The sequence below is a fragment of the Oribacterium asaccharolyticum ACB7 genome (genome assembly GCF_000238075.1).
In the GTDB taxonomy this organism is placed as follows: Bacteria; Bacillota; Clostridia; order Lachnospirales; family Lachnospiraceae; genus Oribacterium; species Oribacterium asaccharolyticum.
Window position 1 is genome coordinate 34,759 of sequence record NZ_JH414504.1, and the last position, 14,428, is coordinate 49,186.

A 14,428-nucleotide genomic window follows, 5' to 3' on the forward strand; every position below is an offset into this window, starting at 1 on the left:
ATGAGAGAAGCTTTAGATAGCCTTTTTGAAAAGGCAAAAACAATCTGTATTTTAGGGCATACTCGCCCGGATGGAGATTGCCTGGGGTCTACCTTGGGGTGGAAGAATTATCTTAAGACTCGTTTTCCGGAAAAAGCAGTGACGGTTTTTTTGATGGAGGCCAACTCCAAGTTTTCTTATCTTCCGGGATTTTCGGAGATTCGGCACGACATCCCGAAGGATGAATTTGACTTGGCTTTAATCTGTGATTGCGGAGGATATGACAGATTGGGAGAATACGGGCGACTCGCGAAAAATGCGAAAGAACGCTATGTGGTGGATCATCATATTACGAGTAGCGGAGAAGAGTTTCCCTATCATACCATCCTGCCCGATGCATCCAGCACCTGCGAAATCAGCTTTGATTTAATGGATGAACGGTATTTTACAAAGGAAGTGGCGACCTGTATCTATACCGGAATTATTCATGACACCGGTGTCTTTAAGTATACATCTACAAGTTCCCATACGATGGAGATTGCAGGAAAATGCATGGATAAGGGGATCGCCTTTTCCTCGATTATTGATGACGGTTTCTTTATGAAGACGGTCAACCAGCAGCGTGTTACGGGAAAAGTGCTTTTAGACGGAAGACTCTATATGGAGGATCGGATTTTCGCCTCTTCTCTCAGCATGAAAGACATGGAAAGTTTTTCCGTGGATCAGAAAGATGTGGATGGTATTGTCAGCGTCCTTCGGGAAACAAAAGAGGTGGACGGCGTGATTTTCCTCTATGAGGTTGGGAATAATACCTATAAGGTGAGCCTTCGCTCGAACAATACGGCGCTGGATGTTTCCGCTGTGGCAGCCCATTTTTCCGGAGGCGGGCATAAGATGGCGGCAGGTTGCAGCTTGAAAGGTGATGTAGCGTCGATTTTGGAAAAGATTATAGCGGAACTCAGAAAGCAGATGGATGCGCCGGACTTTCCGAGCAATAAGCAGTAATAAATAAGGAATCTTGATTTATAAGTAAGAATCAATAGGCTATTTTTCACAAGGAGAAGATAAGGGTATAGTAAGTACAGATTATGGATGGAATCATCAATGTCAATAAAGAAGCGGGGATGACGAGCTTTGACGTGCTCCGAGCTTTAAAAAAAATTCTCCGTGAAAAGAAAATGGGACATGCCGGCACCTTGGATCCTATGGCTGAAGGGGTGCTTCTTGTTTGTGTGGGAAAGGCGACCAAGCTGGTAGACAGCCTTATGAGTGAAGTGAAGGTTTATCGGGCGGAGCTCCTCCTCGGCGTAGAGACGGATACGGAGGACAGTACGGGAAAGCGCTTATCGGAAGAGGAGAATTGTGTTACCAAAGAAGAAGTTCTATCCGCCTTCCATTCTCTTCTTGGAAAAAGAGAGCAGATTCCCCCCATGTACAGCGCCAAGAAGGTAGAGGGGAAGCGGCTTTACAGTATGGCAAGAGAAGGAATCGTGATAGAGAGAAAGCCTTCTCTGATTGAAATTTTCTCCATAGAGCTCCTTTCCCTTACAGAACCGGAACCTTTCGAAGGACTTTCCTGCCGGGGAAAGCACCAAAGAATCTCTTTCCGTGTAAAAAGCTCGAAAGGCACTTATATTCGCACACTTTGTACGGAAATAGGAGAAAAGCTCGGAACGAAGGCTTGTATGTCGGCGCTTACCCGGGAAGAGGTCGGAGAATTTCACTTGAAAGAGAGTAAGACACTCTCTGAAATCGAACGGTATACGAAGGAAGGGGCGCTTTCTTCCTTTTTGAAGCCGGCTTTATACAGTAAGGTTCCGACAGTGCTGACATTCGGGAAATTTGACGGTGTGCATCTGGGACACCAAAAAATCTTTTCTTCCGTTTTCCGCATTGGAGAGGAAGAGGGCTTAAAGCCTGCAGTTCTTTCCTTTACGATGGAAAAAGAGAGCTTCTTTTTACAGGGGAGAAAAGAAATGCTTTCCACGGAGGATGAGCATTTTACCCGCTTGAAAAATGCTGGTTTCCGGGAGGTTTATCTCTATCCCTTAACGATGGAAGCAGCGCGCATGAGTCCCGAGGACTTTGTGAGAATCATTCTGATCGAAGCCTTAAAGGTGAAGCATCTTGTGGTGGGAACGGACTGCAGCTTTGGCTACCAGGGAGCAGGGAATGTAGAGTTTCTGAAAAATCTGCAGGGAAAATATGATTTTAGCCTGACGGTGGTGGATAAAGTGCTGACGACGAACTCTGCCGGAGAGGAGGTGGAAATTTCAAGCTCCTATATCCGAAAGTCCCTGGAAGAGGGAAGGGTGGAAGAAGCGGCAGCTCTTCTCGGACGACCCTACAGCATCAATGGAACCGTAGTGCACGGGAAGGCTATCGGAAGAAGCCTGTCCTTTCCGACAGCGAACATTTTCCCGAGAGAAGGGAAGCTCATCCCGAAGGAAGGCGTGTATTATACAAGGGTGATGGTCCTGGGAGAAGAATACGATGCGATGACGAACATCGGAAGAAACCCCAGTATTTCCGCAGAGAATCCCTTGACAATCGAAAGCCACCTTCTTAACTTTGATAAGGAGATTTACGGTGAAAAGATTCGAATCAGCTTTTTAGAGAGGATTCGGGAGCAAAAGCGTTTTCCGAATCTGGATGCTTTGAAAGCACAGCTAAAGGAGGATTTGCTTACTGTAGAGCAATTCCGAAAAAGGCGGACTTAAACTTGTGAGTCCAGGACTTGAACTTGTGAGTCCAGGACTTGAACTTGTGACTCCCGGAAAACCTTGACAGCGGAAGGGATATACAGTATCATACTTTCTCGTGAAAAGGCTTATTGTACTTTTTCACGGAGAGATTTTCCGAAAAGGGAAATCCCGGAAACTTTTATGACGCGAAGACGTAGCAAAGCGCGCTCCGACGCTTGTTCCGTTTTTCGTGAGAGTTGCGTAGAGCGCAAAGAAGGAGAAAAAATGATTACAAAAGAGAAGAAAGCAGAGTTGGTTGCTAAGTACGGAAGAAAGCCCGGAGATACCGGTTCACCGGAAGTTCAGGTGGCACTTCTTACAGAGAGAATTGTAGAGCTTACCGAGCACTTAAAGAGCAATCCGAAGGATCATCACAGCAGACGCGGACTTTTGATGATGGTTGGTCACAGAAGAGGACTTCTTGACTACTTAAAGAAGACAGACTTAAACGGATACAGAGCTTTGATCGAGAAGCTGGGTATCAGAAAGTAAGAAACTTTCAGGGCAGAGGGGGTTATCCCTTCTGCCCTGTTTTGCTTAATCCGCCCCTTGCGGCGACTTCTTCCCTTTAGTATAATGATTTATCAGTTATTTCATCAAAATTTTCCTTTGGAAGGCAACCGAGATCACTGAAAAATAGACGAGTTTCGTAGCTTTTTCAGTGCTTTTGGGGCTTCCGAAGGAAAGAAGAAAAAAAGGAGGCTTTATGTACAAAAGTTATTCAATGGAACTGGCAGGGAGAATGCTCACGGTAGATGTGGACAGGGTCTGTGCACAAAGTAATGGAGCGGTTATGATGCACTATGGAGATACTACCGTGCTTTCTACCTGTACCGCATCGGAGAAACCCAGAGACGGCATCGATTTCTTTCCTCTTTCCGTAGAGTATGAAGAGAAGATGTATGCTGTCGGAAAGTTCCCCGGCGGCTTTAAGAAGAGAGAAGGAAGAGCCAGTGACAATGCGATTCTCACGGCAAGAGTCATAGACCGCCCGATGCGTCCGCTGTTCCCGAAGGACTATAGAAATGATGTTCTTTTAAACAACACTGTTTTATCCGTGGACCAGGATGCTTCTCCGGAACTTCTTGCGATGCTTGGCTCTTCTCTTGCAACAGCAATCTCCGATGTACCCTTTGACGGCCCCTGTGCAACGACGCAGGTGGGCATGATTGCCGGGGAGTTTATTCTGAACCCGGGAAATGGAGAGAAGGCGGTTTCCGACCTGCTCCTCACGGTTGCTTCGACAAAAGAGAAGGTCATCATGATTGAAGCCGGTGCGAATGAGCTTCCGGAAGAAAAGATGATTGAGGCAATTTATCTTGCGCATGAGACAAACCAGCAGATTATCGGCTTCTTCGAGAGCATCATCGCAGAGTGCGGAAAAGAGAAGCACAGCTATGAGTCTTCCGCCATTCCTGAGGCTGTTTTCGAGAAAATGAAAAGCGTGGTCAGTCCGGAAGAGATGGAAAAGGCGGTATTTACCGATGAGAAGCAGGAAAGAGATGCCAACATCTCCGCTCTCAGTGAGCGATTGGTAGAGGCTTTTCAGGATGACGAGGAAGCGCTTGCGATTCTTCCGGATGCTATTTACCAGTACGAGAAGAAGACGGTTCGGAAAATGATCTTGAAGGATCATAAGAGACCGGATGGCAGAGCAATTGACCAGATTCGTCCGTTGGAGGCGGAGGTGGATTTGCTTCCCAGAGTTCATGGTTCCGCCATGTTTAAGAGAGGACAAACGCAGATTTTAAATGTGACCACCCTTGCTCCGCTTTCCGAGGTACAGAAGGTAGAGGGGATGAATGAATTTGAGACGGAGAAGCGCTATCTTCACCAGTACAACTTCCCGGGATATTCCGTAGGAGAGGCAAAGGCTTCCAGAGGTCCCGGAAGAAGAGAAATCGGACATGGTGCCCTCGCAGAGAAGGCCTTGATTCCGGTGCTTCCTCCTGTAGAGGAGTTCCCCTATGCCATTCGTTCCGTTTCCGAGACGATGGAGTCCAACGGTTCCACTTCCATGGCTTCCACCTGCGCATCCTGCATGTCCTTGATGGCTGCCGGTGTTCCAATCAGAAAGCCGGTTGCGGGCATCTCCTGCGGTCTGGTTACCGGAGAGACGGACGAGGATTATCTGGTACTCACCGATATTCAGGGTCTTGAGGATTTCTTCGGCGATATGGACTTTAAGGTAACGGGAACAAGAGACGGAATTACAGCAATCCAGATGGATATCAAGATCCACGGTTTAACCCGTCCTATCGTGGAAGAGGCGATTAAGAGAGCCAGAGAGGCAAGACTCTTTATTATGGACGGTGTTATGAAGGATGCGATTGCCGAGCCGAGAAAAGAGCTTTCTCCCTATGCACCGAAGATTATTACCTTACAGATTGAGACCGACAAGATTGGAGATGTTATCGGTAAGCAGGGGAAGACGATTACCGCCATTATCGAGGAGACCGGTGCAAAGATTGATATTGATGACAACGGCATGGTATCTATCTCCGGAATCGACCTCGCGGCATTAGAGAGAGCAAAGGAGATTATCCTTTCCATCGTAAATGATATTGAACCGGGTCAGATTTTAGAGGGAACCGTAGTACGCATGATGAACTTCGGCGCTTTCGTACAGCTCAGCCCGACTAAGGACGGTATGGTACACATTTCCAAGCTTTCCGATAAGAGAGTGAATGAAGTTGAGGATGTTGTGCATATCGGAGACAAAGTTCGTGTAAAGGTGATTGAGGTGGATAAGATGGGAAGAATCAACCTTTCCATGAGACCGCAGGATTTAGCAGAATAATTTAAGTTAGGGGGCTTTTATGAAAATCAGGACCAGATATGCGCCTTCCCCCACCGGAAGGATGCATGTAGGGAATCTTCGTACAGGCATGTACGCCTATTTGATTGCCAAGCATGAGGGAGGAGATTTCCTTCTTCGCATAGAAGATACAGACCAGGAAAGAGAAGTGGAGGGGGCTGTGGAGATTATCCGCAGAACCCTGGAAGAGACGGGGCTTTTTTGGGATGAAGGTCCGGACAATCCCGGCTCCTGCGGCCCCTATGTGCAGTCCGAGCGTGTGAAGACCGGCATTTATATGCAGTATGCCAAGGAACTTGTGGAAAAGGGAGAAGCTTATTACTGCTTCTGCGACAAGGAACGGCTTGAGTCTTTAAAGACGGAGGTAAACGGGGAAATCCTCATGCACTATGACAAGCACTGTCTTTCCCTTTCGAAAGAAGAGATAGAGGAGAAGCTTGCAGCAGGTCTTCCCTATGTAATCCGGCAGAATAACCCGACAGAGGGGACAACGATCTTCCATGACGAGCTTTACGGGGATGTTACTGTAGAAAATACGGAACTGGATGACATGGTGCTGATTAAGTCCGACGGCTTCCCGACCTATAATTTTGCAAATGTCGTGGACGACCATTTAATGGGGATTACCCATGTTGTTCGCGGAAATGAGTATCTTTCCTCCAGCCCGAAGTATCAGAGACTCTATGATGCCTTCGGCTGGGAATCCCCGAAACTCGTGCATTGTCCTTTGATTACGGATGAGAATCATAAGAAGCTCTCCAAGCGTTCCGGGCACTCCTCCTTTGAGGACTTGATTGACCAGGGCTTTGTGCCGGAAGCAGTTGTGAACTTTGTTGCGCTTCTTGGCTGGAGTCCGGAAGGAAATGAAGAGATTCTTTCTTTAGAGGATCTCGTTCGGGAGTTTGATTATCACAGAATTTCGAAGAGCCCTGCCGTCTTTGATATGGGAAAGCTTCGTTGGATGAACGGAGAGTATATTAAGAAGATGGACTTCGATAAGTTCTATGAGAGAGCATACCCTTATTTGAAGGAGGCTGCCGGGGAGAAGGTGGATTTAAAGAAAATTGCCGAGATGGTGAAGAGCCGTATTGAGATTTTCCCGGATATTCCGGAGCATGTAGACTTCTTTAAGGCAGTGCCGGAGTACGCCCTTTCTCTCTATCAGAATAAGAAGGCGAAGACAACAGAGGAGAATTCTTTACAGCTTTTAAAAGAGGTTCTTCCTCTTTTGGAGCAGGAAACGGATTACAGCAATGACCGCCTCTACAGCCTTTTACAGGAGTTCAGTACGGAAAAAGGCTATAAGACGGGATTCACCATGTGGCCGATTCGGATTGCCCTTTCCGGAAAAATGATGACGCCGGCAGGAGCGACAGAGATTCTCTCCGTACTCGGAAAAGAGGAGTCTCTTGGCAGACTGAAAAAGGCCGTAGCCAGATTAGAAGCAAACGCATAAAGAAAGAAAAGTAAAAGTGGTTGCGTAAGGTGTAAGAACTGAGGCGAACGCTTAAAGTAAGTAAATGAGGTTGAATTATGGAAAGAGAAGAATTTTTAGAAAGATACAGACATTCCATTGCCCATGTTTTAGCAAAGGCAATGATTGAGCTTTACGGGGAAGAGGTACAGTATGCCATTGGACCGCAGATTGAAGACGGCGCATACTATGATTTCTGGATTCCGAAGAGTTTAACAGAGGAAGATTTTCCGACAATTGAAAATAAGATGCGGGAAATCATTAAGAGAAGAGAACCTTGGACAAGGGAAGAGCTCTCCAGAGAAGATGCTTTGAAGCTTTTTGCAAAGCAGAAGTTCAAGAAGGAATTAATCGAAGACCTTCCGGATGGAGAGGTGATTTCCGTGTATCATACCGGAGATGACTTTGTAGATCTTTGCCGGGGACCCCATGTAGAGAATTCTCAGGAACTGATGAATGTGGCTTTCCAGGTAAAGTCCGTTTCCGGAGCATACTGGAGAGGAGATGAGCATAGAGATCAGTTGCAGAGAGTTTACCTTTTTGTTTATCCGGATAAGAATGCTTTGAAGGAACATTTGAAGTGGTTACAGGAAGCGCAGGAAAGAGATCATAAGAAGCTCGGAAAGGAACTTGACCTCTTTATGTTCGACGAGACTGCACCGGGTATGCCTTACTGGCTTCCGAGAGGCTGGAAGATGTATCAGGCGCTGCTCCAGTATTCCAGAGAGGTACAAAGAAGACATGGCTATACGGAGATTTCCGCACCGCTCATTAACAATAAGAAGCTGTGGTTGATTTCCGGTCACTGGGCACATTACATCAATAACATGTTTATGGTACCGGGAGTTTCGGGGTGGTTGAAGGCGGATGCAGACCTTTCCGGCGTGATGGAGAACCCGAATGACACGAGTCTTCCGGAGAAGACGGTGAAGATTCAGGCCGGTTCCGTAATTTACAATCGTGAAAATCTCGATACCATGGCAGCAAAGCCGATGAACTGTCCGAATGCCATGCTGACTTACAAGAGAAGAAATCGTTCCTATAAGGAGTTACCGATTCGTTATTCCGAGTACGATGTTCTGCACAGAAAAGAGAAATCCGGCCAGATGAACGGACTTTTCCGTGTGCAGGAGTTCCGGCAGGATGACGACCATACTTTTGTTATGGAGTCCCAGATTGAGGCGGAAATTGCCGATATTATCTCCATTGCGGATGAAATATACAAGACCTTCGGTGTAAGCTACCGTGCAGAGCTTTCCACAAGACCGGAGGACTTTATGGGAGACATTGAGGTTTGGGACAGAGCAGAGGCTGCTTTAAAGAAGATTCTGACCGATAAATACGGGGAAGGCGGTTTTGAGATCAATGAGGGTGATGGTGCCTTCTATGGTCCGAAAATCGACCTCCAGATTAAGGATGCTCTTGGAAGAGAGTGGCAGTGCGGAACAGTACAGCTTGACTTCCAGCTTCCGCACAACTTCGGTTGTTCCTTCCAGAATGCGGAGGGTGAGCAGGAGATGCCGGTTGTGCTGCACCGTGCGATTTATGGCTCCTTGGAAAGATTCATCGGGATTATAATAGAGAACTTTAAGGGAAGCTTCCCGTTCTGGCTTTCTCCGGAGCAGGTGGGTATTGTACCGATCCGGGAGGAGCACAACGCGTACGCAAAGAAAGTTTATGACGCTCTTTCCGAGATGGGAATTCGTACCGAGGTGGACTACACGGACAAGAATATGAAGGAGAAAATCAAGACCTACAAGAACTATAAGGATCCGTATATCCTTGTTCTGGGAGATAAGGAAATGGCGGAAAATACCGTTTCCATCAATATGAGAGGCTCCAATAAACAGGTTAACAATGTTCCTTTGGATGCATTTTTAAAAGTTTGTGCGAAGATGCAGAAAGAACATACTTTGGAGCTTACAGATGATTTTTCCTAAAAAGATGATTTTGGGCTAAGAGAAGAAATCTTCTATATAGCTCCTATTCCGAATCTGTATAGTAGAATTACGGCATTTTCTTGCGAAAGTGAGAAAGCCGCGATAAAATAGCAAACATTATAAAAGAGATTTTTCTTTATACTTTTACGCATGTATAAAGAGAAATCTTTTTTATTTTCTTTATATCCCGTCCATATCGGGAATAGGGGAAGAGCTATTTGGAATAGGACAATGCAAAAGAGGAGGCATGTCCGAGAGGAGGATTGTATGAGAGTATTAGAAAAGTTGAGTGATTTTGTGAGTAAGTGGATGGCACTGATTGTGATTCTCGTGGCCGCCATTTCTCTCTTTTTTCCGTCTAGCGTATCTTTTATTAAGACAGCATGGATTAATACCTTACTCGGCATCGTCATGTTTGGAATGGGGCTTACTCTGAAACCGTCGGATTTTACGGATGTCTTTAAGAGACCGAAAGATGTCATCATCGGGGCAGTGGCACAGTTTACCCTGATGCCATTATTGGCTTTTCTTCTTACCAAGGTATTTCGTCTTTCACCGGAACTTGCGATTGGTGTGATTCTTGTGGGAACCTGCCCGGGGGGAACGTCATCAAATGTTATGACCTATCTTTCCAAGGGAGATGTTGCCCTTTCGGTTTGCATGACTTCCGTATCCACCATTCTGGCACCTTTTATGACACCGCTTCTTACGCTACTCTATGCCGGAAAGACAGTAGATGTACAGGTGGTCGGGATGTTTATTTCCGTTATTAAAGTGGTTCTTGTGCCGATTATTCTCGGAATTGTGGTGAATCGTTTCTTTAGCAAGGTAACGGAGAAAGCGGTAAAAGCACTTCCTTTAATTTCCACAACTGCGATTGTCCTGATTATTGCGGCGGTGGTTTCCGTGAACTCTGCCCGAATCATGCAGAACGGTCTTCTGATTGTTTGTGTGGTTATCTGCCACAATGTATTGGGGTACCTCACCGGTTACCTTGCAGCAAGAGCGCTGAAGCTGGATACCACGAAGTGTCGTGCCATTTCCATTGAAGTGGGTATGCAGAACTCCGGGCTTGCGACGAGCCTTGCGGCAACCCACTTTGCTCAGTACCCTCTCGCAACGGTTCCGGGAGCGGTCTTCTCCGTATGGCATAATATTTCGGGAGCAATTCTTGCCAATATTTTTAACTATAGCTCCAAGCACGGCGGAAAGATTTGAGCAGAAGAGCATGCTCGCGTGTTTTCTTTAAAATACAGTTTAATTTTGAAATATTCCTAAATTGAGTTTTTGTTGTAGTATTATGGATGAGTTGCGTTATTCTTAGCGTATTTCAGGAGGATTGAATGAATAGTGATCATGTAAGGGAAGGCGTGCAACAGGCGCCACATAGAAGTTTATTTAATGCCTTGGGCTATACCAAGGAAGAAATGAAGAAGCCGATGATCGGCGTGGTATGTTCCTACAATGAAATTGTTCCCGGACATATCAATCTGGATAAGATTTGTGAGGCGGTGAAAATGGGCATTGCCGAAGCGGGCGGTCTTCCGGTGGAATTTCCGGCGATTGCGGTCTGCGACGGGATTGCCATGGGACATGTGGGCATGAAGTATTCTCTTGTGACAAGAGATCTGATTGCGGATTCCACGGAATGTATGGCGAAGGCACACCAGTTCGACGGCCTTGTGATGATTCCGAACTGTGACAAGAATGTGCCGGGACTCCTTATGGCGGCAGCCCGTGTCAATGTACCGACCGTCTTTGTTTCAGGCGGACCCATGCTTGCCGGAAAGGTACATGGAAAGAAGCGTTCTTTATCCGCCATGTTTGAAGCGGTAGGAGAGTATGAGGCCGGAAAAATAGGCATGGAAGAACTCAAACTCTACGAGGAAAATGTCTGTCCTACCTGTGGTTCCTGCTCGGGGATGTACACTGCAAACTCCATGAACTGCTTAAGTGAAGTCATCGGTATGGCACTTCCCGGAAACGGAACGATTCCGGCGGTGTATTCGGCTCGTATTCGGCTCGCAAAGCAGGCCGGATATGCGATTATGCATTTGTTGAAGGAAAATATCCGTCCACGAGACATCATGACGAAAAACAGTTTTGAAAATGCTCTGCGTGTGGATATGGCTCTCGGTTGCTCTACGAATACAATGCTGCATCTTCCGGCAATAGCCCATGAATGCGGCATTAACCTGGATATGGAATATGCCAACCAAATTTCCGATACGACACCGAATCTCTGCCATTTAGCACCTGCCGGTCCCGCCTATATGGAGGACTTAAATGAAGCCGGCGGTATCTCTGCAGTCATGAAGGAGCTGTCGAAGAAAAATCTTCTGCATTTGGACGGTATTACGGTTACGGGGGCAACAACGGGAGAAAATATCGAAAGGGCGAGAAATCTGGACGAAGAGATTATTCGTCCTATCGAAAATCCCTTTATGCCAAACGGAGGCATTGCCGTTTTAAAGGGAAACCTCGCCCCGGATACCGGTGTGGTAAAGCGTTCCGCTGTAGCGCCCGAAATGATGGTTCACGAAGGTCCGGCGAGGGTGTTTGACTGTGAGGACGATGCGATTGTTGCCATTAAAGGCGGAAAAATTCATCCCGGGGATGTGGTCGTGATTCGTTATGAAGGACCGAAGGGCGGTCCGGGAATGCGCGAGATGTTAAACCCCACCTCCGCCATCATGGGAATGGGACTCGGCAGTACCGTTGCACTTATTACCGATGGCCGATTCTCCGGCGCATCCCGTGGTGCTTCTATTGGTCATGTTTCTCCGGAAGCGGCTGTCGGCGGACCGATTGCTTTGGTAGAAGAAGGCGATATTATTTCCATTGATATTCCAAAAAATAAGCTCGATATGAAGGTTTCGGAGGAAGAGTTGGAAAGAAGAAGAAAACTTTGGAAACCCAGAAAACCGAAGGTGACGGAGGGCTATCTTCTTCGCTATCAGGCATTGGTTACCAGCGGAAACAGAGGGGCGATTTTGGAGCTCCCGAAGGGCTGGAATTAAATCTTGCATATTTAGCCAAATCGTGTACACTAAAAGAGGTATATACAAGAGAGTATACCTCTTTTTTCGTGTTGTAGGAGGAGAACACATCCACGGAAAAGCGAGTATCACGGAGCAAACGGAAAGGATTCATGGAGTTTGTTTCCGGAAAAAACAGAAAAAATGCAGCAGGGGACGGACTCGAATAGAATTTGCCTTGTATTCATACTACTTTAAGGAGAGAAGGGTAAACACGAGGACAGATTATGAAAAGTAGGGACGGAAATCGTCTTTTTAGGCTAAGTCTACTTTCGGCAGGAATGGTATTTCTGCTTATTTTTGTTGTTTTCGTTTTAAAATCCTGGAAATTTTATTTTCATTCCATGCCTAAAGACTGGGCAGTTCAGAAAGATAGGCAGGAGACGGAAGAAGAGGAAGGGCAAGGGGGGCGGATTTCTTCCAAAAATATCCTCTTTATAAGCTCCGATGCCGCTTCGGAAGAGATTTTTCAGAGACAGATTGAGGGCGTGAGAGCTGTTCTGGACGGAACGGAGACTCATTTAGACAGCTTTCATGTGCGATCTTATTCATCGGATGACGAGAGAGATGCTACAGATTTTTATGCCGATATGAATGCCTATCTGCAAAAAAAGGGAATTATATATGATGGAGTTCTTGTAGGAGATGATAGAAGCTTAAGCTTGGTAAAGCAATACAAGGACAGCCTTTTCCCGGACATTCCACTGATTTTCTTCTCCATCCGGGATCAGGAGCTGGCTAAGAGCGTCAGTAAAAACAGCAAGATGACCGGGTACTATATGTTTTCTTATATGAAGGAAACCTTGGATCTGGCTACAGCCTTGCAAGTGAGGGCTAAATCTATTCTGGCAATATACGATAACAGTTACTTGGGGGCAGAAGAGAGAGAAGAGTTTTTATCTCTTCAGGATCAATTTCCGGATTATCGCTTCGAGGGAATTAATTTTTCCCAATTAAGCAGAGAAGAGTTCATTCAGTCAATAGAGAATTTAGACGAAGAGAGTATTCTCCTGTACCTTTATGCAGGCGAAGATGAGGATGGAAACCGTTATCCAAGAAGTCAGATCACGAAGCTTCTTTTATCGAAGGTCAGTACACCTCTCTACGGACATGCCATGGATGAGGAGATTCCCGGATTTTTAGGGGGGAGAATCGTGGATTATCGTCTGATGGCGGAAGACGCCACGCTTTTACTGACAGAGATTCTTTCCAATAGAGTGAAGATTGAAGAACAACCTGTTACGGAAGACAGTCCGGGGACTCTGTACGTAAGTGACAGGGTGCTTACCGCTTACCGCTTATCCGGGAAAAAATTGCCTAGGGGATGCGAGATTAAGGGTGGAATTCAAGACATCTGGAGGAAATACAGGGATATCGTTATCATTGCATCGCTTCCGTTCCTTTCCCTTTTCCTTTTCTCGCTCTATTTTGTTTTAAGCAGAATGCGCAGCAGGAGTTTATTCAAAGTTTTGGAAGAAGAAAATGACCGTCTGCTTTACGAGCAAGACCAGCTTGCTCATAAGTTGCGCTATGATTATCTCACGGAATTGTTGAACCGACAGGCTGCTCTTTCCAATATGGAGGAGTTGTTGAAAAACAGCAAGGAATTCAGTTGTGTCCTGGTAGATATTGATAATCTGAAAGAATTAAATGAATTAAGAGGCTATGAGACGGGAGACTTATATCTTTCTGCAGTCGCCAATCGATTAAAGAAGATGGAAAGAGACTACGGTGCGGTGGCCTCACGCTACGGCGGAGATGAATTTTTGATTGTTTTTCCCCGGGCAATTCTGCAAGAAGATTCCTTGGAAATTAAAGAGATACAGGCGGCGTTTTATCGTTCGATAACCGTGTCCGGGGAAACAGTCTATATGAAAGCGTCCGGCGGAGTTGCCTGCTCGGAGGGCAATGCCAATCCGAAGGAGGTCGTTATGTCCGCGGGGATTGCACTTAGTGCGGCCAAGACAAAGGGTAATAGAGTAAAGATTTTGTCAGTTGATAAAGAAATAAAAAGAGAGTAATCATTAATCCTTTGATACAATGGTTTCGACTAAAAAACTATGCAAAGGAGACTACTCTCATGGATATTGTAGCACTATTAGAGGTTTTGGTAAAAGGTTTACTTGATGCAGAGAACAAATTTTTTGAAAATCCTAAGGACTTTAGTTCTCTGGAGAGGTCTGTGAAAAGCTCTACAGAGGCTTTTTCTGCTTCTTTCTTGGGTGAAGTTCTTTCAAGAATGAACTCAATGCTTAGTGATTGCGGAGCCAGAAAAGAGCGTTTTAACATTCAGAGGGTCGATAAGCGGACGCTGATTACCTCTGTTGGAGATGTGGTGTTTTGATTGTACGTATTTCAAGAGGAAAGCAGAGCAAGGAGGTCACTCATACTTGCTGGAAGAACTTATAGGGTTGATTCTCATGAGCGGTTTAGTG

10 protein-coding genes are annotated in these 14,428 nt (G+C 46.1%); all 10 read left to right on the top strand.

Annotated elements, in window-relative coordinates; genetic code table 11:
• Positions 1–984, top strand: coding sequence for a DHH family phosphoesterase (locus tag HMPREF9624_RS00160; protein WP_009535977.1), 984 nt, complete (start codon positions 1–3; stop codon positions 982–984).
• Between the two features lie 83 nt (positions 985–1,067).
• Complete coding sequence (locus tag HMPREF9624_RS00165; RefSeq protein ID WP_009535978.1) at positions 1,068–2,699, top strand: bifunctional riboflavin kinase/FAD synthetase; 1,632 nt, start codon at positions 1,068–1,070, stop codon at positions 2,697–2,699.
• Between the two features lie 249 nt (positions 2,700–2,948).
• Complete coding sequence (gene rpsO / locus HMPREF9624_RS00170) at positions 2,949–3,215, top strand: 30S ribosomal protein S15 (protein ID WP_009428902.1); 267 nt, start codon at positions 2,949–2,951, stop codon at positions 3,213–3,215.
• A gap of 214 nt (positions 3,216–3,429) precedes the next feature.
• Positions 3,430–5,523: a polyribonucleotide nucleotidyltransferase gene (locus HMPREF9624_RS00175; protein ID WP_009535979.1), complete on the top strand. Its 2,094-nt coding sequence runs from the start codon at positions 3,430–3,432 to the stop codon at positions 5,521–5,523.
• A 19-nt stretch (positions 5,524–5,542) separates the two neighbouring features.
• Positions 5,543–6,997, top strand: a complete 1,455-nt coding sequence (gene gltX, locus HMPREF9624_RS00180; RefSeq protein WP_009535980.1) for a glutamate--tRNA ligase — start codon at positions 5,543–5,545, stop codon at positions 6,995–6,997.
• A gap of 77 nt (positions 6,998–7,074) precedes the next feature.
• The gene (locus HMPREF9624_RS00185; protein ID WP_009535981.1) at positions 7,075–8,955 is read left to right on the top strand and encodes a threonine--tRNA ligase; all 1,881 of its coding nucleotides are present in this window, start codon (positions 7,075–7,077) and stop codon (positions 8,953–8,955) included.
• Between the two features lie 267 nt (positions 8,956–9,222).
• Positions 9,223–10,173 (top strand): bile acid:sodium symporter family protein, encoded by a 951-nt coding sequence (locus HMPREF9624_RS00190; RefSeq protein WP_009535982.1) that lies wholly within the window; start codon positions 9,223–9,225, stop codon positions 10,171–10,173.
• A gap of 125 nt (positions 10,174–10,298) precedes the next feature.
• A complete protein-coding gene (gene ilvD, locus HMPREF9624_RS00195; protein ID WP_009535983.1) occupies positions 10,299–11,975 on the top strand; it encodes a dihydroxy-acid dehydratase in 1,677 nt (558 codons plus the stop codon).
• 245 nt (positions 11,976–12,220) lie between these two features.
• Positions 12,221–14,014, top strand: a complete 1,794-nt coding sequence (locus tag HMPREF9624_RS00200; RefSeq protein ID WP_009535984.1) for a GGDEF domain-containing protein — start codon at positions 12,221–12,223, stop codon at positions 14,012–14,014.
• A 59-nt stretch (positions 14,015–14,073) separates the two neighbouring features.
• The gene (locus HMPREF9624_RS00205) at positions 14,074–14,337 is read left to right on the top strand and encodes a UPF0236 family transposase-like protein (protein WP_009535985.1); all 264 of its coding nucleotides are present in this window, start codon (positions 14,074–14,076) and stop codon (positions 14,335–14,337) included.
• The last annotated feature ends 91 nt before the right edge of the window (positions 14,338–14,428 follow it).

Coding starts and splice junctions, on each gene's coding strand:
- HMPREF9624_RS00160 (WP_009535977.1), top strand. CDS start 1: ATGAGAGAAGCTTTAGATAGCCTTTTTGAAAAGGCAAAAACAATCTGT.
- HMPREF9624_RS00165 (WP_009535978.1), top strand. CDS start 1,068: ATGGATGGAATCATCAATGTCAATAAAGAAGCGGGGATGACGAGCTTT.
- rpsO (WP_009428902.1), top strand. CDS start 2,949: ATGATTACAAAAGAGAAGAAAGCAGAGTTGGTTGCTAAGTACGGAAGA.
- HMPREF9624_RS00175 (WP_009535979.1), top strand. CDS start 3,430: ATGTACAAAAGTTATTCAATGGAACTGGCAGGGAGAATGCTCACGGTA.
- gltX (WP_009535980.1), top strand. CDS start 5,543: ATGAAAATCAGGACCAGATATGCGCCTTCCCCCACCGGAAGGATGCAT.
- HMPREF9624_RS00185 (WP_009535981.1), top strand. CDS start 7,075: ATGGAAAGAGAAGAATTTTTAGAAAGATACAGACATTCCATTGCCCAT.
- HMPREF9624_RS00190 (WP_009535982.1), top strand. CDS start 9,223: ATGAGAGTATTAGAAAAGTTGAGTGATTTTGTGAGTAAGTGGATGGCA.
- ilvD (WP_009535983.1), top strand. CDS start 10,299: ATGAATAGTGATCATGTAAGGGAAGGCGTGCAACAGGCGCCACATAGA.
- HMPREF9624_RS00200 (WP_009535984.1), top strand. CDS start 12,221: ATGAAAAGTAGGGACGGAAATCGTCTTTTTAGGCTAAGTCTACTTTCG.
- HMPREF9624_RS00205 (WP_009535985.1), top strand. CDS start 14,074: ATGGATATTGTAGCACTATTAGAGGTTTTGGTAAAAGGTTTACTTGAT.